Below are 18,181 nucleotides of genomic sequence, written 5' to 3'. Positions count from 1 at the left end.
ACTCTGCCCATGGACTGGACCACGCCGCGCTTTCGGCAGGCCCGCCTGAACCGCCGCGAGCAGTACTCGCTGGGGCCTTCCCCCGTGATGGTGGGCACGCTTCGTTGATCACGCGGCGAGCGTGAGCTGAGCCGCGTGGTGTCGGCGTTCGCATTCGTTGGGGCTGAGGTGGCCGTTGGCGGAGTGCCGGCGGCGGGTGTTGTAGCGGGCCAGCCAGGCGAAGACCGTCTTCCTGCAGGTGCGGGCGTCGCCGTAGTCGCGGGCGCCCTGGAGGGTTTCGCGTTTCAGGGATGCGTGGAAGCTTTCGCAGGCCGCTTTGTCCGCGCTGGTGCCGACCGCGCCCATGGACCGGGTGACCCCGAGCTGGTCGCAGAGGTCGGCGAAGGCCCGGGATCCGTACTGGGCTCCATGATCGGAGTGGAACACCGAGTCGGCCAGGCCGCCGCGGGTCGTGGCCGCCATCCGCAGTGCTTCGGCGACCAGGCCGGTGCGCATGTGGTCGGCGATGGACCAGCCGACGACCTTGCGGCTGAAGCAGTCCAGCACGGTCGCGAGATAGAGGAACTCTCCGCCTGCGAGCGGGAGATAGGTGATGTCGCCCCTGTATTTCCGCCCCGGCTCGGTGGCGGTGAGGTCCCGCTGGAACAGGTCCGGAACCTGTGAGGCTGTCGAGTCCGGGATGGTGGTGCGGATGCGTCTGCGCAGGCGGATGCCGGTGATGGAGAACGTCCGCATCACCCGGGCAATCCGCTTCTCGTTGACCCGCAGCCCCTTCTCCCGGAGCTCGGCGGTCACCCGTGGGGAGCCGTAGGCGCCGCCGGACTCGCCGTGGACCTCGCGGATCCTCGCCGCCAGGAGCCGGTCCTCGCGTAGTCGTGCCGCCCTCGCCTGTGTTCCGGCGAGCCACTTGTAATAGCTGGGCCGGTTCAAGTCCAGGACCGTGCAGTGCCGCTTCACCTCGTAGGTGTCCCGGTGGTCGCCAACGAACTGGAAGCGGCTCACCACCAGTTCGTCTCCCCGGCGAAATACTTGGCCGCCTTGCGGAGTATGTCCCGCTCGGTAGCCAGCTTCCGCTCACTCGCCTCGAGCTCGGCCACCCGGGCTTCCACTGCCGGATTCGCTCGTCCGGGTCGGTGGCCGGCCCCGCCTGGCCGGCCCGAGCCGAAGATTTGCCGCCCGCCGGCGGGGCGGGCGGGTCGATGCCGCGGCGGTCGCGGCCCCGCAGCACCCAGGTCCGCAGGGTGTTCCTGTTGATGCCCAGGTCGGCGGCGATACTTGTAGGTCGCCCCGGGTGTGGACTCGTACAGGGCCACGGCATCGGCCTTGAACTCGTCCGAGTAGTCCTTCATCGCCATCGGCGGTCTTTCTCGCTTCCTCCGGATCAAGCAGATCCAGTATCAGCGTGTCCACCGCTCAGGGGGAGGCCCCGGTGCTCAACGACGACCAACGCTGACAACCACCGACAGTTACGTCGCAGGTCACAACATTGATCGATTGCCCGTCCGCAGGTTACTGAGGTTGAACTCGACGCCCCCTTCGCGGGTCCGGGCCCCCGGCCGCCCCGTAGCGGGTCCCGGCGCGCGCCCGACCGCCCCCTTCGCGAGTCCCGGCGCGCGCTCGGCCCGCCCGGCGTTCACGTCGTGGAGCACGGTCGCCCCGGGCCCGCGTCCCGCCGGGGGGGGGCCGCCGAGCCCGGGGCGGGGCGGCCCCGGCTCGGGTGGTCAGCTCCGGCCGACCGTCACGTCCCGCTCGCTGCTCGCGTGGATCGTGGGCAGCGGCAGGCCCGTGCCGGCCAGTTCCAGCAGAGTGGCCTCCACGTGCGCCGTGCCCGGGACGAGCGTGCCGGCCTCGCGCTTCTCGGAGTTCGTCCAGCGGTGCTCGGCACCGTCGCAGACCGCCGAGGTGCCGCCGATGCCGTGGCGGACCCGCGCGTCGCCCTGGGACACCGACGAGGAGACGAACACCGGCCCGGCGGAGGTGGCGCAGCGGTAGGTGCCGGACAGGGTGATGGTGCCGTCGGCGGCGACCGTGGCGGTCGGGTCGACGGTCACCTCGTCGAACGCGGCGGACCGGGCGACGGCCGACGGGGCGAGCAGCAGCAACAGCGCGGCGGCGGCTGCGGTACCGACGGTCTGGCGCACGAACATGGGGTACCTCCTGAAACGGGGCCTGCTGAGGGCCCGGGAAAGAGCGCTCAACAGGTACCGGTCCGGCGCTCCCGAATCCGTGATCATCACCCCATTGGTGGCGAGTTGGACCGTTTGTCGCGGCCACGTTCGAGAGGCACGATGGTCCGCGGCGAAACGCGGCCCTCGGAACCACCGATCTCCAGTGGCCCCGTGACGGCTTGACCTGACCAGGTGCGAGATGGACACGTTGTTGCCGTTTCTCCGGGCGGGAGTCAGCGCGAGCTTGGTGTCACGGGTACGCGCGAGCAGCGAGAGAGCGTTGAGCCGTGATCTCTCGCCGGACTCCGGCGGTGGCCGAGGTCGGTTTCACTGCCGGAGATCGAACGAGGTCTGGTGCGGCCACCGCGTCGTGCGAGAGGCTGATCCGTCCAAGGGGACCTTCAGCACACGGAGGCTACGGGCTCATGGCGACACCCGGCACGTCAGAGCAGTCCTCACCGGCAGCAGGCACCTACGAGATCGACCCGGTGGCGTCCACAGTGCGTTTCGACACGCGGGCCCTGTTCGGGCTGCTCCCGGTCCGTGGCACCTTCTCCATCAGTCATGGCCGGATCGTCGTTGCCGACTCGCCGGAAGAGTCGTCCGTGGACGTCGTGGTGGACGCGGCCAGCTTCGAGTCCGCCAACCCGCGGCGCGACGACCACGTACGGTCCTCCGACTACCTGCACGTGGCACGACATCCCGAGATCGCCTTCCGGAGCCGGCGCCTGGAACGATCCGCCCAGGATGCCTCGCTCCAGGGGGAGGTGACTGCCTGCGGGGTGACGCGGCCGGTTTCCGTCACCATCACGTCCGTCGCCTCCGAGGACAGGCGGATCACGGCCCATGGCACCGCCACGCTGGACAGGTACGCCTTCGGTGTCACGAAGGCCAAGGGCATGACGGGGCGCCTCCTGAAGATCGCCGTGGAAGTCGTCGCCGCCCGCTGAGGGAAACCGGAGCTACGGGCAGCGCCCACCGGGGGCCCGGCAGTGCGCACAGGCGGCGGACTTCGCCCTGGGCGGTCTCCCGTTTCCGTGGGCTTCCGCACGGTGCGGCCGGCGTGCGGGCAGGGCGTCGCGTGGCAGACCGGGGCGTTCGCGACGCGCCTTCAGTCGAGCACCGCGAAGCCGTCGAGTTCGACGAGTGCCTCCTCGTCCCACAGCCGGGTGATGCCGACGACGGCCATCGCGGGATAGTCGCGGCCGGCCAACCGGTGCCAGATGCGGCCGAGTTCGGGGGCGTTGCGCCGGTAGTCGGCGACGTCCGCGGCGTAGACGGTGACCCGGGCGAGATCGGCCGGGGTGCCGCCCGCCGCGCGCAGCGCGGTCAGCAGGTTGGCCAGCGCCCGTTCGAACTGGAGGGGCAGCGTCTCCCCCACCACCCTGCCGTCGCCGTCGAGCGCGGTCTGGCCGGCCAGGAAGACGACGCGGGAGCCGGTGGCGACGACGGCGTGCGAGAAGCCGGTCGGCGGGGACAGTTCGGGCGGGTTGACGCGGTCGGCGCTCATCGGGTCTCCGTCCCCCACCCGGGGCGCACCTCTGTCGCCGGGCCCGACTCCGCGGGTCCCGATGGACTTCCGGCACCCGGCGCCTCTGGCCGGGCCGGTGCCGCGGGGCCCGCTTCCGTACCCCGGCCCGCCCTGTCCGGGTCCGCGCTTTCGGGCCCCGCTCCCCTTGCACGTCCCGGGTCCGCTCCCCTTGCGCGTCCCGGGTCCGCTCCCCTTGCCGGGTCGGCCTCGCGGTACAGCTCCTTGGCGATCACGGCCCGCTGGACCTCGCTGGCCCCCTCGTAGATGCGCGGCGCGCGCACCTCGCGGTAGAGGTGTTCGAGGAGGTGGCCGCGCTCCAGGGCGCGCGCGCCGTGCAGTTGGACGGCCGCGTCGACCACGTACTGGGCGGTCTCGGTGGCGAGCAGCTTGGCCATCGCCGCGCGGCGAGGGACGTCGGCGGCGCCGGCGTCGTAGGCCGCCGCGGCGGCGTAGACCATGAGGCGGGCGGCCTCGGTGCGCAGTGCCATCTCGGCGACCTGGTGGGACACGGTCTGGAGGTCCTTGAGCGGGCCGCCGAACGCCGTGCGGCGGGTGGTGTGGGCGAGCGTGGCGTCCAGTGCGGCCTGCGCCATGCCGACGGCGAAGGCGCCCACGCTGGGCCGGAACAGGTTGAGGGTGCTCATGGCGACCCGGAAGCCGCGGCCGGGTGCGCCGAGCACGTCGTCGCCGGTGACGGGGACGGCGTCGAAGGAGAGGGCGCCGACGGGGTGCGGGGAGAGCAGGTCGAGCGGGGTGCCGGTGAGGCCGGGGCGGTCGGCCGGGACGAGGAAGGCGGTGACTCCGCGGGCTCCCGGGGCGGGCCCGGTGCGGGCGAACACGGTGTAGAGGTCGGCCTCGGGGGCGTTGGAGATCCAGCACTTGTCCCCGGTGAGGCGCCAGGCTCCGGGCCCGTCCGGTTCGGCGCGCAGGGCCAGCGCGGCGGCGTCGGAGCCGGCGCCGGGCTCGCTGAGCGCGAAGGCGGCCACCGCGTCGCCGTCCGCCACCCGGGGCAGCCATCGCTCGCGCTGGGCGGCGGTGCCGTGGGCGTGCACCGGATGGGCTCCGAGCCCCTGGAGCGCGAGCGCGGTCTCGGCCTCGGTGCAGACCTGGGCGAGCGACTCGCGCATCAGGCAGAGGTCCAGGGCGCCCGAGGTGAACAGGCGGGCGAGCAGGCCGAGTCGGCCCAGTTCGGCGACCAGCGGTCGGTTGACGTGCCCGGGCTCCCCCTTGTCCGCCAGGGGGCGCAGATGGTCGGCGGCGAGGCCGCGCAGCTCGGCGCACCAGGCGGTCTGTGCTGGTTCGAGTGAGAATGCGGTCATGGTCGGCCCCTCTCCCCGTCGGAGACCGCTCCACGTTATCGCGAACCATTGACTGTCGTCACCAACACGATACGCTCCCCATGCGAGCCCACCACCACGCCCACGAAGGCAGCCCACGACGGCAAGGGGGCGAACCGCCATGCATCCCGTGGACCCCGCGGACACCGTGGCGCCGGCACACTCGGCCCACCTCGACACCTTCGCGCGCGACCACCTGCCGCCGCCCGGCCAGTGGCCCGAGCTCCGCTTCGACCTGCCGGAGCTGCGCTACCCCGAACGGCTGAACTGCGCCGCCGAGCTGCTCGCCGGCCCCGATCCCGGGCGCCCCGCCTTCCACACCCCCTCCGCCCCGTCCTGGACGTACGGGGACCTGCGCGACCGCGTCGACCGCGTCGCCCACGTGCTCACCCGCGAGCTGGGCGTCGTCCCGGGCAACCGGGTGCTGCTGCGCGGCCCGACCACCCCGTGGCTCGCCGCGTGCTGGCTGGCGGTGCTGAAGGCGGGCGCGGTCGCGGTCACCGTGCTCGCCCAGCAGAGGCCGCACGAGCTGCGGACCCTCTGCGGGATCGCCCGGGTGACCCACGCGCTGTGCGACGTCCGCTCGGTGGACGACCTGGTCCGGGCGGGCGTTCCCGGCCTGCGGATCACCTCGTACGGCGGTGACGCCCCGGAGGACCTGCTGCTGCGCATCACCGGTGCGCCGGCGGAGCCCTTCGAAGCGGTGGACACCGCGGCCGACGACGTGGCGCTCATCGCCTTCACCTCGGGGACCACCGGTCGGCCCAAGGGCTGCATGCACTTCCACCGGGACCTGCTGGCGATCGCGGACACCTTCTCGCGGCACGTGCTGCGCCCCCGCCCGGACGACGTGTTCGCGGGCAGTCCCCCGCTGGGCTTCACCTTCGGACTCGGCGGGCTGGTCGTCTTCCCGCTGCGCGCCGGGGCCAGCGCCCTGCTCCTCGAACAGGCGGGCCCCCGTCAACTGGCGCCCGCGATCGCCGAACACCGGGTCTCGGTGCTCTTCACGGCGCCCACCGCCTACCGGGCGATGCTGGCCGACCCGGACGGGCACGACACCGGATCGCTGCGGCGCTGCGTGTCCGCGGGCGAGAACCTGCCCGCCGCCACCTGGCGCGACTGGTACGAACGCACCGGGCTGCGCATCATCAACGGCATCGGCGCGACCGAACTGCTGCACATCTTCATCTCCGCGGCCGACGGCGACATCCGCCCCGGCACGACCGGCCTGCCCGTGCCCGGCTGGCAGGCGCGCGTGGTCGACGCCGGGGGACGGCCGCTGCCCGACGGTGAACCGGGGCTGCTCGCGGTGCGGGGGCCGGTCGGCTGCCGCTACCTCTCCGATCCCCGACAGCGGGAGTACGTGCGCGACGGCTGGAACATCACCGGCGACACCTACGTCCGCGACCCCGACGGCTACTTCCGCTACGTGGCCCGCGCCGACGACATGATCATCTCCGCCGGGTACAACATCGCCGGCCCCGAGGTCGAGGAGGCGCTGCTGCGGCACCCGGACGTGGCCGAGACGGCGGTCGTCGGGCGCCCCGACGAGGAACGGGGCCAGATCGCGGTGGCCCACGTGGTGCTCCGGGAGGGCGCCGCGCGGGACGCGGAGGCCCTGCGGGCCTTCCTCACGTCCGAGCTCGCACCGTACAAGTGCCCCCGGGCGTTCGTGTTCATGGACGCCCTGCCCCGCACCGCGACGGGCAAGCTCCAGCGGTTCCTCCTGCGCGGCGAACCCGTCTCCGACGCACCGTCACCCAAGGGGCCGGAGGGTGATGCGCCCCCCGGTGGCACTCCGAAGTGATCTTCGAGCACTAGAGTGGCCGACGTGTCAGACCAGCACGCCCCCCGGTCCCTCATCGTCACGTTCTACGGCGCGTACGGCCGTTTCATGCCCGGCCCGGTGCCCGTGGCCGAGCTGATCCGGCTGCTCGCCGCGGTCGGTGTGGACGCGCCGTCCGTCCGCTCCTCGGTCTCCCGGCTCAAGCGCCGCGGGCTGCTGGAACCGGCCCGTACGACGGGGGGCGCGGCGGGGTACGCGCTGTCGGCGGACGCCCGGCAACTGCTCGACGACGGCGACCGCCGGGTGTACGCGTCGGCGGCTCCCGCGGACGACGGCTGGGTCCTGGCGGTGTTCTCGGTGCCCGAGTCGGAGCGGCAGAAGCGGCACGTCCTGCGCTCCCGGCTGGCCGGCCTGGGATTCGGCACGGCGGCCCCCGGTGTGTGGCTCGCGCCGGCCCGTCTGTACGAGGAGACCCGGCACACGCTGGAGCGGCTGCGCCTCGATCCGTACGTCGAGTTGTTCCACGGCGAGCACCTGGGCTTCGCCGCCACGGCCGACGCTGTCGCCCGCTGGTGGGACCTGGCGGCGATCGCCAAGCAGCACGAGGCGTTCCTCGACCGGCACGAGCCCGGCCTGCGCGCCTGGGAGGGACGCGACGACACGGACCACGAGGACGCCTACCGCGACTACCTGCTCGCCCTCGACTCCTGGCGCCATCTCCCCTACGCCGATCCCGGTCTGCCCGCCGCCCTGCTGCCCGGGGACTGGCCCGGCGCCCGCTCGGCCCGGGTCTTCGGGGCGCTGCACGACCGGTTGCGGGACGCGGGAGCGGAGTTCGCGGGGGTGCCGCCCCGGCCGGGGCGCGCCGGGACCGGGTGACACGGCCGCGCGACGGTGACCGCGGGGCGGACCGGTGCGGTCAACGCCCCAGTGTGAGGCGGGGTTTGGGGGCGTCCGTGCGGCCGGTCGGCGGGCGCCTGCTGCCCGCCCGGTAGGGCAGCGGCCAGCTGATCCCCGGCCCCTCGTAGCCCTGTTCGGCGGCGGCGTGCAGCGTCCAGTTGGGGTCGTAGAGGTGTGGGCGGGCGAGGGCGCACAGGTCCGCCCGGCCCGCGAGGATCAGGGAGTTGACGTCGTCCCAGGAGGAGATCGCGCCGACGGCGATCACCGGGACGCCGGTCTCGGAGCGGATGCGGTCCGCGTACGGCGTCTGGTAGGAGCGGCCGTGGGCGGGGCGTTCGTCGGCCACCACCTGGCCGGTCGAGACGTCGACGGCGTCGGCGCCGTGCGCGGCGAACGCGCGGGCGACGGCGACCGCGTCGTCGCCGGTGGTGCCGCCCTCGGCCCAGTCGGTGGCGGAGATCCGCACGGTCATCGGCCGCTCCTCCGGCCACACCGCCCGCACCGCGTCGAAGACTTCGAGCGGGAAGCGCAGCCGCTTCTCCAGCGAGCCGCCGTAGGCGTCGGTGCGACGGTTGGTCAGCGGCGACAGGAAGCCCGAGAGGAGATAGCCGTGGGCGCAGTGCAGTTCGAGGAGGTCGAAGCCGCACCGGGCCGCTCTCACGGCCGCCTGCGTGAACTGTTCCCGTAGATCCGTGAGCTGGGCACGCGTCAGTTCACGGGGGGTCTGGCTGTTTTCGCGGTACGGGAGCGGGGAGGCGGCCACCAGGGGCCAGTTGCCCTCGGGCAGCGGTTCGTCGATGCCCTCCCACATCAGCCGGGTCGAGCCCTTGCGGCCGGCGTGGCCGAGCTGGACGCCGATGGCGGTGCCGGGCGCCTGGCGGTGGGTGAAGTCGACGATGCGCCGCCAGGCTTCGGCCTGCCGGGGTGTGTGGAGCGTCGCGCAGCCCGGCGTGATGCGCCCCTCGGCGCTGACGCACACCATCTCGGTCATCACCAGACCGGCGCCGCCGAGCGCGCGTGCGCCCAGGTGGACGAGGTGGAAGTCGCCGGGCACCCCGTCCTGCGCCGCGTACATGTCCATCGGTGACACGACGACGCGGTTGCGCAGGGTCAGACCGCGCAGCCGGAACGGGGTGAACATCGGCGGAGTGCCGGGCGGGCAGCGGAACTCCCGCTCGACGGCGGCCACGAAGTGCGGGTCCCGCAGGCGGAGGTTGTCGTGGGTGACGCGGCGGCTGCGGGTGAGCAGGTCGAACGCGAACTGCCGTGCGGGCCGGTCCAGCCGGCGGTCGACGTCCTCGAACCACTCCAGGCTGGCGCGCGCCGCGCGCTGGGTGGAGGTGACGACGGGGCGCCGTTCCTCCTCGTAGGCGGCGAGCGCCGGAGCGAGGGCGGGGTGCTCCCGGAGGCAGGCGGCGAGCGCCAGGGCGTCCTCGACGGCGAGCTTGGTGCCGGAGCCGATGGAGAAGTGGGCGGTGTGCGCCGCGTCGCCGAGCAGCACCAGGTTGCCGTGCGACCAGCGGGAGTTGACGACGGTGCGGAAGCGCGTCCACGTCGAGGCGTTGGAGGTGAGCGGGCGCCCGCCGAGGGCGTCCGCGAAGATCTTGCCGCAGCGCTCCACGGAGGCGCTCTCGTCGAGGTCCGCGAAGCCGGCCGCCCGCCAGACCTCCTCGCGCATCTCGACGATGACCGTGGAGGCGTCGGCCGCGTAGGGGTAGCCGTGCAGCTGCATCACGCCGTGTTCGGTCTCGGCGATCTCGAAGCGGAAGGCGTCGAAGGCGAAGTCGGCGGCCAGCCAGATGTAGCGGCAGCGGTGTTCCTCGACGGACGGGCGGAACACGTCCTCGTGGGCCGCGCGGGTGAGGCTTCCCGCCCCGTCGGCGGCGATCACCAGGTCGTGCGACCGCATCAGGTCGGCGACGGGCGGCGCCTGGGTGCGGAAGCGCAGATCGACCCCGAGGGAGCGGCACCGCCGGTGCAGGATCGCGAGCAGCCGGCGGCGGCCCAGGGCGGCGAAGCCGTGGCCGCCGGAGGTGTGCCGGACTCCGCGGTGGACGATGTCGATGTCGTCCCAGCGGACGAACTCCTCGCGCAGGGCCGCGTAGACGACCGGGTCGGCGTGTTCGATGCCGCCGAGGGTCTCGTCGGACAGGACGACGCCGAAACCGAAGGTGTCGTCGGGGGCGTTGCGCTCCCAGAGGGTGATCTCGCGGGCCGGGTCGAGGCGTTTGAGCAGGGCCGCGGCGTAGAGACCGCCAGGGCCGCCGCCGACGACCGCGACGCGCAGCGCCCCCGGCCCGGGGACCGCCGTCATCGGCCGGTCACCTCCCCCGCCACTTCGGCGTCCGCTTCTGCGAGAACGCGGCGTGGAACTCGGCGTAGTCCTCGCCGTTCATCAGCAGGGCCTGGGTGGCGGCGTCCAGTTCGACGGCGGCGGCGAGCGGCATGTCCAGTTCCGCGGTGAGCAGCGCCTTGGTCTGGGCGTACGCGAGGGCGGGCCCCTCGGCGAGCCGGCGGGCGAGGGCCTGCGCGGCCTCGTCGGCGTGGCCCTCGTCGGTGAGTTCGCTGATCAGGCCGATGCGCTCGGCCTCGGGCGCGCGGACGGGCTCGCCGAGCATGAGCAGCCGGGTGGCGTGGCCCAGGCCGATCACCCGGGGCAGCAGGTAGGCGGCGCCCATGTCGCCGCCGGACAGGCCGACACGGGTGAAGAGGAAGGCGAACCGGGCGCTCGGGTCGGCGACGCGGAAGTCGGCGGCCAGCGCCAGCACGGCACCGGCTCCCGCCGCGACGCCGTGCACCGCGGCGATCACCGGGAACGGGCACTCGCGGACGGCGCGGACGACCTGGCCGGTCATCCGGTTGAAGTCGAGGAGCTGGGCGGTGTCCATGGCGAGGGTCGCGCCGATGATCTCGTCGACGTCGCCGCCCGAGCAGAATCCGCGTCCCTCGCCGGCCAGCACCAGGGCGCGGACGGAGCGCTCGCGGGACAGCTCGGCGAGCAGGTCGCGCAGGTCGGCGTAGGCGCCGAAGGTGAGGGCGTTGAGCTTGTCGGGGCGGGCCAGGGTGACCGTGGCGACGCCGTCGGCCAGCGTGTAGCCGAGATGCTCCCAGCGGGGAGTGGGGGCGGCGGAGCCGGTGAAGGGACTCATGAGGTGCGGCCTCCTCGGACGGGGGCGACGCTGCGTCTGCCGTCCTCCGAAGTTATCACTCTTGCGTGACTGTCGTCACGAGTGCGCGATAGGCGAGTGCGGGGCGGGCGCGCTCCGGAGGGCGCCGCGCGACGGCGGCGCGACGGTCCCCGTCACGGCGTCACGGATCTTCGATAGCCGTGTAACGGCGGGAGCACACGCGGGAGCGGGCCCGTTGCCCTGGGTACGGAGCCCCGTATCGGACCGAACGTCCGGAAAGGAGACCCCGGACGGCTCCCGGGACACAGCGGCGGATGTCGGGAGAAAGCCCGCCGAGCGCATCGGCCCGGTACCGCCGTACCATTCCTCAGGCTGACAGCAGGCCAGCCTGCTCCATGAACGGACCCGCCGTGCACGACACCCCCGCCCCCGCCTCCTGGCGCATCGCGCTGCCGCACTCCGTCGCGGCCGTGCCGGTCGCCCGCGCGCTGGTCCGCGCCGCCCTCGCCGAGCTGGAGCAGGCGGCGGACAGCGACACCGCCGAGCTGCTCACCGCGGAGCTGGTGGCCAACGCCGTCGAGCACACCGCGGGCGACGGGCCGATAGAGCTGGTCGTGGAGCTGCTGCCGACCGGCTGCCGGGTCGAGGTGCACGACCCCGACCCGGCCCCGCCGGGCGACCTCACGCTTCCGCACCCGGCCGAACCCGACCCCTGGCAGGAGCACGGGCGCGGACTGCTGCTGGTCCGGGCTCTGAGTTCGTCGTGCGGGCACCGCCCCACCGGTTCCGGCAAGGCGGTCTGGTTCAGACTCCCTGTGGTTCCCGCTCAGCGGCGTCCGGGGCGCTGACGGCGGCGCCGTCCGCGGCCAGCCGGGAGTGGCGGCGCCCGTAGGCGGCGTACACCAGGAGTCCGGCCAGCAGGAACACGCCGAACTGGAGCCAGGCCGCCCAGCCGGTCTCGTACATCAGGTACAGGCAGAAGCCGACGCCGAGCAGGGGGACGACGGGGTAGAGCGGCACCCGGAAGGTGCGGGCGAGGGCCGGTTCGCGGCGGCGCAGCGCGATGACGGCGACGTTGACGGCCGCCATGACGGCTAGCGTGCCGATGGTGCACAGGTCGACCACCGCGTCGAGGGGCGCGAAGGCCGCGGGGAGCGCGAAGACCAGGGCGACGATCAGCGTGCCGGCCACCGGGGTCGACGTCTTCGGGGACACCTTCTCGAAGACGCGCGGCACGAGTCCGTCCCGGGACATCGACATCAGGATGCGGGTCTGGCCGTACATCACGGCGAGCACCACGGAGGCGATGGCGACGACCGCGCCGAAGGCGATCACCCCGCCGCCGACGGTGGAGCCGGTGACCTCGTTGACGACGTAGGACAGCGCGGCCGGGCGGCTGCCGACCCTGTCCCCGCCGATGGCGCCGATGGCGGCGAGGGCGACGGCGCAGTACAGCACGGTGACCAGGCCGATGCAGACCAGGATGGCGACGGGGATGTCGCGGCGGGGGTTCTTGGCCTCCTCGCCGGCGGTCGTGATCGCGTCGAAGCCGATGTAGGAGAAGAACGCGGCCGTGGTGCCGGCGCCGATGCCGCCGAGTCCGGCGGGCGAGAACGGTGTGAGGTTGCCGTCCCGGAAGGCGCTGAACCCGATCGCGCAGAACAGCACGAGCACGACGAGCTTCAGCACGGCCATGGCGGCGGTCGCGCGGGCGCTTTCGCGGACGCCGCGCACCAGCAGGACGGAGGCGAGCGCGATCACGACGACGGCCGGGAGGTTGACGATCCCGCCGTCGGCCGGACCCGCGCCGAGCGCCGCGGGCAGGTGCAGGCCGGTGAGGCTGTGCAGCAGTTCGTCGACGTACTGGCTCCAGCCGACCGCGACGGCCGACACCGAGACGCCGTACTCCAGGAGCAGGCACCAGCCGACCAGGAAGGCCGTGCGCTCGCCGAGTCCGGCGTAGGCGAAGGAGTACGACGATCCGGAGACCGGGATGGCGCCGCCCAGCTCCGCGAAGGCGAAGGCGGTCAGGACGCAGGTGATCGCGGCGAGGACGAAGGAGACGACCACGGCGGGTCCGGCCTGGGCGACCGAGTCGGAGAGGCCGACGAAGATGCCGGTGCCGACGATGGCGCCGACGCCGAAGCAGATGAGCTGGAAGAGCCCCATCGTGCGCCGGAGTCCGTGGCCTTCGAGGTCGGCTCCGGACTCGGCCAGCAGGCGAGCGGGGGTCTTGACGCGGGAAGCGGGCATACGGGGTGGTGCTCGTTTCTGGTGGTGCGGTGCGACCGTCGGGGTGCTCCCGCTCGGACGGGGCCGAGATCTTGGGAATGGGTCGCGAGACCGGCCTCGGAAGGGATGATTCCAAGGCCCGCCGGACATCGTACGGAGGTTTTCACGCCAAGGTGGCCACCAGGATCGCCTTGATCGTGTGCAGCCGGTTCTCCGCCTGGTCGAAGACGACGGAGTGCGCGGACTCGAAGACCTCGTCGGTGACCTCCAGCGCGTCGAGGCCGTGGACCGCGTGGATCTCGCGGCCGACCTCGGTGCCGAGGTCGTGGTAGGCCGGGAGGCAGTGCAGGAACCGGACGTCGGGGTTGCCGGTCAGCCGGAGCACGTCCATGGTGACCGCGTACGGGCAGAGCGCTCCGATGCGTTCCGCCCACACCTCCTTGGGCTCGCCCATCGAGACCCAGACGTCGGTGGCGAGGAAGTCGGCGCCGCGCACCCCGTCGGCGATGTGCTCGGTGAGGGTGACCCGGCCGCCGCTCTCGCGGGCCAGCTCGCGGGCCCGGGCCACGACCGCGTCGGCGGGCCAGTAGGCGCGCGGGGCGACGATCCGGACGTCCATGCCGAGCAGCGCGCCGGTGACCAGGTAGGAGTTGCCCATGTTGAAACGGGCGTCGCCCAGGTAGGCGAACACCGTCTCGCCCAGCGGCTTGGTGCCGTGCTCGGTCATGGTGAGCACGTCGGCGAGCATCTGGGTGGGGTGCCAGTCGTCGGTGAGCCCGTTGTAGACCGGCACCCCGGCGTGGGCGGCCAGTTCCTCGACGGACGCCTGGCTGTCGCCGCGGTACTCGATGGCGTCGAACATCCGGCCCAGCACGCGCGCGGTGTCCTTCACGGACTCCTTGTGGCCGATCTGCGACCCGGAGGGGTCCAGGTACGTCGTGGAGGCGCCCTGGTCCGCGGCGGCGACCTCGAAGGCGCAGCGGGTGCGCGTGGAGGTCTTCTCGAAGATCAGCGCGATGTTGCGCCCCCGCAGGTGGCGGGTCTCCGTCCCCGCCCGCTTGGCCGCCTTGAGCTCGGCGGCCAGCTCGACCAGGCCGAGGAACTCCTCGTCGGTGAAGTCCAGCTCCTTGAGGAAGTGGCGGCCGGCGAGGGCGGTCGGGACTGTCGCCATGGGGGCGCTCCAGGAATGACGGGGACGGAAACGGGGTGTATGGAATTCTATACGAGGCTCAGCATTTATATGCGAGCCCGTGTTCGATCTCACCCGGGCTCCGCCCCGGCCCTCCCCCGGCCCGCCCGACGGACATCCTGCCCGCCGGCGCCCGCGCCCGCTTCCGCCACCCCCGCCCCGTCCGTCCCGCCGCACTCCGGGCGCGGGAGCGCGGCGGGGACGCGGGAGCGTCAGACGGGGTCGCGCTCGACCGGGCAGCTCATGCAGCGGGGGCCGCCCCTGCCGCGCCCCAGCTCGCTGCCGGGGATCTCGATCACCTCGATGCCCTGCTTGCGCAGATGCGTGTTCGTCGTGGCGTTGCGCTCGTAGGCGATCACCACGCCCGGTTCGACGGCGAGCACGTTGCAGCCGTCGTCCCACTGCTCCCGCTCGGCCGCGTGCACGTCCTGGGTGGCGGTCAGGACGCGGATCGCGTCGAGGCCGAGGGCCGCGGCGATGGCGCGGTGCATGTGCTCCGGAGGGTGGTCGGTGACCTTCAGCTCGCTGTCCCCGGCGCCCGGCTCGATGGTGTAGGAGCGGAGCATGCCGAGACCCGCGTACTGGGTGAAGACGTCCCCGCCGACCATGGTCATGACGGTGTCGAGGTGCATGAAGGCGCGCCGCTTCGGCATGTCGAGCGCCACGATGGTGGTCGCCGAACCCGCGGCGAACAGCTTGTGCGCGAGCATCTCGACGGCCTGGGGGGTCGTCCGCTCGCTCATCCCGATGAGCACCGCGCCGTTGCCGATGACCAGGACGTCGCCGCCCTCGATGGTGGACGGGTAGTCCGCCTGCCCCTCGGACCAGAGTCGGAAGCCCTCGTCCCGGAAGAGCGGGTGGTGGCGGTAGATCGCCTCGAAGTGCACGGTCTCGCGCTGCCGCGCCGGCCAGCGCATCGCGTTGATGGAGACCCCGTCGTATATCCACGCGGAGGTGTCGCGCGTGAAGAGGTGGTTGGGCAGCGGCCCGAGCAGGAAGTCGTCGAGGTCCATGACGTGGAACCGCACGGAGGTCGGCTCGGGGTGGGCGTCCAGGAACTCCCGCTTCGTCATGCCGCCGACGAGGACGGAGGCCAGCTCCGGCCCGGGCAGCACCTCGAAGGACGCCCGCAGGTGGTCGGTGGCGAGCGGCCCGTACTCCTTCTCGTCGAAGACGCGGTCCAGGACGAGCGAACGGGCCGCGGGGACCTCCAGCGTCTCGGCGAGCAGGTCCCCGAAGAGATGCACGGCGACCCCGCGGTCGCGCAGCACGTCGGCGAACCCGTCGTGCTCGGCGCGCGCCCGGCGCACCCAGAGGACGTCGTCGAAGAGGAGGGCGTCCTTGTTGCTGGGGGTGAGCCTTTTGAGTTCGAGGTCCGGCCTGTGCAGGATGACGCGGCGCAGCCGCCCGGCCTCGGAGTCGACGTGGAATCCCATGCCCCCATCCTGACCATCCGGACGCACGTTCACCCGCGGATCGCCGCGAGCCGCTCCGCTTTCCTTTCGTCCACTTGACGATAAGGACACCTCCGCCTTATCGTCCTACTGACGACAACAAGTGTGAGAGGGCGCCGGACCGCCGGTGCCGAGGGGGTAATCATGGCCGACATCACCCGCCGTTTCGGCTGGCGCCACCTGCGCGGGGGGCCCACCGCCCACGTCCGGCACCACCGGTCCGGCCGGCTGGTGCACGACGGCCCCGGCCTCAGCTTCTGGTACCGCTCGCTGACCGCGGCGCTGTCCGAGGTGCCGGTCGACGACCGCGAGCTGGCGATGACCTTCCACGCGCGGACCTCCGACTTCCAGGACGTCGCGGTGCAGGCCACCGTCACCTACCGGATCAGCGACCCGGCGCTCGCCGCGGCCCGCCTCGACTTCTCCATCGACCCCGACAACGGCGCCTGGCGCGGCACCCCGCTGGAACAACTGGGCTCACTGCTCACCGAGACGGCCCAGCAGCACGCCCTCGACGTCCTCGCCCGCACCTCGCTGGCCTCGGCCCTGGTCGACGGGGTGGCGGCGGTGCGGGAACGGGTCGCCGGGGGCCTCGCCGCCGAGCCCCGGCTGCCCTCCACCGGCATCGAGGTGGTCGCCGTGCGCGTCGTCGCGCTGCGCCCGGAACCCGAGGTGGAACGCGCGCTGCGCACACCGGCCCGCGAGCAGATCCAGCAGGACGCGGACAGGGCCACGTACGAACGCCGGGCGGTCGCGGTGGAACGCGAGCGCGCCATCGCCGAGAACGAACTCGCCAGCCAGATCGAACTGGCGCGGCGCGAGGAGCAGTTGGTCGACCAGCGGGGCACCAACGCGCGCCGCGAGGCCGAGGAGCACGCGGCGGCGGACGCGGTCCGCGCCGGGGCGGAGGCCGCCCGCACGGTCCGGCTGGCCGAGGCGGAGGCGACCCGGTCGGTGCGCCTCGCGGAGGCCGAGGCGAGCCGCAAGGTGCGCCTGGCCGGCGCCGAGGCGCAGGCGGAGCGCGAGGTCGGCGCGGCGCGCGCCGAGGCGCAGGCGGCCTGGCTGCGGGTGCACGGCGAGGTGGACGTGGCCACCCTGCACGCGCTCACCGGCACCCGCCTCGCGGAGAACCTGCCGCGCATCGACAGTGTCACCGTGTCGCCGGACGTGCTGACCGGGCTGCTCGCCAGGCTGGGCGGCACGGCGGACGGCGAGCGGGCGTGAGCCTCGCGCCGCGGATCGTGCTCGTCCACCGCACCACCGAGTACGAGGAGCTGGTGGCGCGGCACGGCACCCACGGGCAGGCCGCGTTCTTCCTCTCCTCGCGCGGCCGGGACATCACCGAGGTCGCCGAGCGGCACCGGCGGGCCCGAGCGGCGCTGGCCGACGTGGTGGCCGCGGTACCGCTGACCTGGCGCCAGGCGCGGGTGGAGCGGGCCGACCTGGACCGGTTCCTGTTCGCCCCCGAGGACGTGGTGGTCGTCGTCGGGCAGGACGGGCTGGTCGCCAACGTCGCCAAGTACCTGTCCGGGCAGCCCGTCGTGGGGATCGACGCCGACCCCGGGCGCAATCCGGGCGTACTGGTGCGCCACCGGCCCGCGGACGCGAAGGCGCTGCTCGGCTCGGCGTTCACCGGCGCCGCGGAGGAGCTGACCATGGTCGAGGCGGTCGCCGACGACACCCAGCGACTGGTCGCCCTCAACGAGATCTACCTGGGAGCGGCGGGCCACCAGACGGCCCGCTACCGGCTGGGGCTCGACGAGTACGGGGGTGCCGTCGAGCCCCAGGCGTCCAGCGGGGTGCTGGTGGGGACCGGGACCGGGGCCGGCGGATGGCTCCGGTCGGTGTGGCAGGAGCGGGGCGGAGGGCCCGTACTGCCCGCCCCGACCGACCGGCGCCTGCTGTGGTTCGTGCGGGAGGCGTGGCCCTCGCCGGCCACCGGTACGTCGCTGGTGGCGGGTGAACTGTCCGCGGCGGGCCGGCTGTGCCTCACGGTCGAGTCGGACCGGCTCATCGCGTTCGGGGACGGGATGGAGTCGGACGCACTGGAACTGACGTGGGGTCAGTCCGTGCGGGTGGGGGTGGCCGAGGTGCGGCTCCGGCTGGTGGGGTGATCGCCGGGCGGCCCGCCCCGCCCCCTGCTCCGCGCCGGACTCCGGCGGCCCCGGCGCTCCCCGGCCCCGCGGGCCGCCGCTCCGGAGCGCGGCACGGACCCCCGGGCTCCCCGGCCCCGCGGCCCGGCTCCCTCCTCCGGGCCGGGTCCCCCTCTCCGGGGCGGCTCGGAGCGGTGCGACCGTCGCGCGGGGGCGTCGCCCGCGCCGGTTTCCCGCCGCCTCCGCCGGCCCCCGGCGCGACAAGCCGGCGGGGCTTCGTGCGGCCGGCGGTGGGGCCCCGCTCGGCTCTGCCGCCCGTCGGGCCGTCGGGCCGTCGGGCAGGCGAGCCGGGTGGCTCCTGCC

General features: G+C 73.5%; 14 protein-coding genes and 1 pseudogene. 6 read left to right on the top strand and 9 right to left on the bottom strand.

All coding sequences use genetic code 11. The annotated features are described in order from the left end of the window. Positions 1 to 108 precede the first annotated feature (108 nt). Positions 109 to 1,355: pseudogene (locus ACGFS9_RS25215) on the bottom strand (IS3 family transposase). Between the two features lie 366 nt (positions 1,356 to 1,721). After that, positions 1,722 to 2,147: a DUF6299 family protein gene (locus ACGFS9_RS25210; RefSeq protein ID WP_393256392.1), complete on the bottom strand. Its 426-nt coding sequence runs from the start codon at positions 2,145 to 2,147 to the stop codon at positions 1,722 to 1,724. A 446-nt stretch (positions 2,148 to 2,593) separates the two neighbouring features. Here ACGFS9_RS25210 and ACGFS9_RS25205 point away from each other — a divergent pair, with 446 nt between their 5' ends. Continuing rightward, the gene (locus tag ACGFS9_RS25205; RefSeq protein WP_393256390.1) at positions 2,594 to 3,118 is read left to right on the top strand and encodes a YceI family protein; all 525 of its coding nucleotides are present in this window, start codon (positions 2,594 to 2,596) and stop codon (positions 3,116 to 3,118) included. A gap of 161 nt (positions 3,119 to 3,279) precedes the next feature. On the opposite strand, the gene ACGFS9_RS25200 is transcribed toward ACGFS9_RS25205, so the two are convergent. Continuing rightward, the gene (locus tag ACGFS9_RS25200) at positions 3,280 to 3,678 is read right to left on the bottom strand and encodes a RidA family protein (protein WP_393256388.1); all 399 of its coding nucleotides are present in this window, start codon (positions 3,676 to 3,678) and stop codon (positions 3,280 to 3,282) included. Then, positions 3,675 to 5,018, bottom strand: a complete 1,344-nt coding sequence (locus ACGFS9_RS25195) for an acyl-CoA dehydrogenase family protein (RefSeq protein ID WP_393256386.1) — start codon at positions 5,016 to 5,018, stop codon at positions 3,675 to 3,677. Before ACGFS9_RS25195 ends, ACGFS9_RS25200 begins: the two co-directional genes overlap by 4 nt. Positions 5,019 to 5,157: 139 nt before the next feature. On the opposite strand from ACGFS9_RS25195, the gene ACGFS9_RS25190 reads away from it, so the two are divergent. Both ACGFS9_RS25190 and ACGFS9_RS25185 read left to right on the top strand, forming a co-directional pair. After that, positions 5,158 to 6,843: an AMP-binding protein gene (locus ACGFS9_RS25190; RefSeq protein WP_393256384.1), complete on the top strand. Its 1,686-nt coding sequence runs from the start codon at positions 5,158 to 5,160 to the stop codon at positions 6,841 to 6,843. Positions 6,844 to 6,858: 15 nt separating this feature from the next. After that, complete coding sequence (locus ACGFS9_RS25185; RefSeq protein ID WP_393256382.1) at positions 6,859 to 7,701, top strand: PaaX family transcriptional regulator C-terminal domain-containing protein; 843 nt, start codon at positions 6,859 to 6,861, stop codon at positions 7,699 to 7,701. A gap of 40 nt (positions 7,702 to 7,741) precedes the next feature. On the opposite strand, the gene ACGFS9_RS25180 is transcribed toward ACGFS9_RS25185, so the two are convergent. Together ACGFS9_RS25180 and ACGFS9_RS25175 are read right to left on the bottom strand one after the other, a co-directional pair. After that, positions 7,742 to 10,036, bottom strand: coding sequence for a bifunctional salicylyl-CoA 5-hydroxylase/oxidoreductase (locus tag ACGFS9_RS25180; RefSeq protein ID WP_393256380.1), 2,295 nt, complete (start codon positions 10,034 to 10,036; stop codon positions 7,742 to 7,744). Positions 10,037 to 10,043: 7 nt separating this feature from the next. Next, complete coding sequence (locus ACGFS9_RS25175; protein ID WP_393256378.1) at positions 10,044 to 10,871, bottom strand: enoyl-CoA hydratase family protein; 828 nt, start codon at positions 10,869 to 10,871, stop codon at positions 10,044 to 10,046. A 374-nt stretch (positions 10,872 to 11,245) separates the two neighbouring features. Between ACGFS9_RS25175 and ACGFS9_RS25170 the strand changes: the two genes are divergently transcribed. Then, entirely contained in the window at positions 11,246 to 11,698 is a 453-nt protein-coding gene (locus tag ACGFS9_RS25170) for an ATP-binding protein (RefSeq protein WP_393256376.1), read from the top strand. Here ACGFS9_RS25170 and ACGFS9_RS25165 read toward each other — a convergent pair. From ACGFS9_RS25165 to ACGFS9_RS25155, 3 genes are all read right to left on the bottom strand, one after another. Then, entirely contained in the window at positions 11,655 to 13,103 is a 1,449-nt protein-coding gene (locus ACGFS9_RS25165; RefSeq protein ID WP_393256374.1) for an amino acid permease, read from the bottom strand. The two genes, ACGFS9_RS25170 and ACGFS9_RS25165, sit on opposite strands and share 44 nt — an antisense overlap. A gap of 142 nt (positions 13,104 to 13,245) precedes the next feature. Beyond that, a complete protein-coding gene (gene argF, locus ACGFS9_RS25160) occupies positions 13,246 to 14,253 on the bottom strand; it encodes an ornithine carbamoyltransferase (protein WP_393256373.1) in 1,008 nt (335 codons plus the stop codon). A gap of 230 nt (positions 14,254 to 14,483) precedes the next feature. Further along, entirely contained in the window at positions 14,484 to 15,707 is a 1,224-nt protein-coding gene (locus tag ACGFS9_RS25155) for an arginine deiminase (RefSeq protein WP_393256371.1), read from the bottom strand. Positions 15,708 to 15,869: 162 nt separating this feature from the next. Here ACGFS9_RS25155 and ACGFS9_RS25150 point away from each other — a divergent pair, with 162 nt between their 5' ends. Together ACGFS9_RS25150 and ACGFS9_RS25145 are read left to right on the top strand one after the other, a co-directional pair. Continuing rightward, positions 15,870 to 16,949, top strand: coding sequence for an SPFH domain-containing protein (locus ACGFS9_RS25150; protein ID WP_393256369.1), 1,080 nt, complete (start codon positions 15,870 to 15,872; stop codon positions 16,947 to 16,949). Beyond that, positions 16,946 to 17,839 (top strand): hypothetical protein, encoded by an 894-nt coding sequence (locus ACGFS9_RS25145; protein ID WP_393256368.1) that lies wholly within the window; start codon positions 16,946 to 16,948, stop codon positions 17,837 to 17,839. Before ACGFS9_RS25150 ends, ACGFS9_RS25145 begins: the two co-directional genes overlap by 4 nt. Positions 17,840 to 18,181: the final 342 nt, after the last annotated feature.

This window comes from Streptomyces sp. NPDC048566 (assembly GCF_043199735.1).
In the GTDB taxonomy this organism is placed as follows: Bacteria; Actinomycetota; Actinomycetes; order Streptomycetales; family Streptomycetaceae; genus Streptomyces.
Note: the sequence above shows the minus strand (reverse complement) of the source record. Positions and strands in the feature narration are given on the sequence as shown.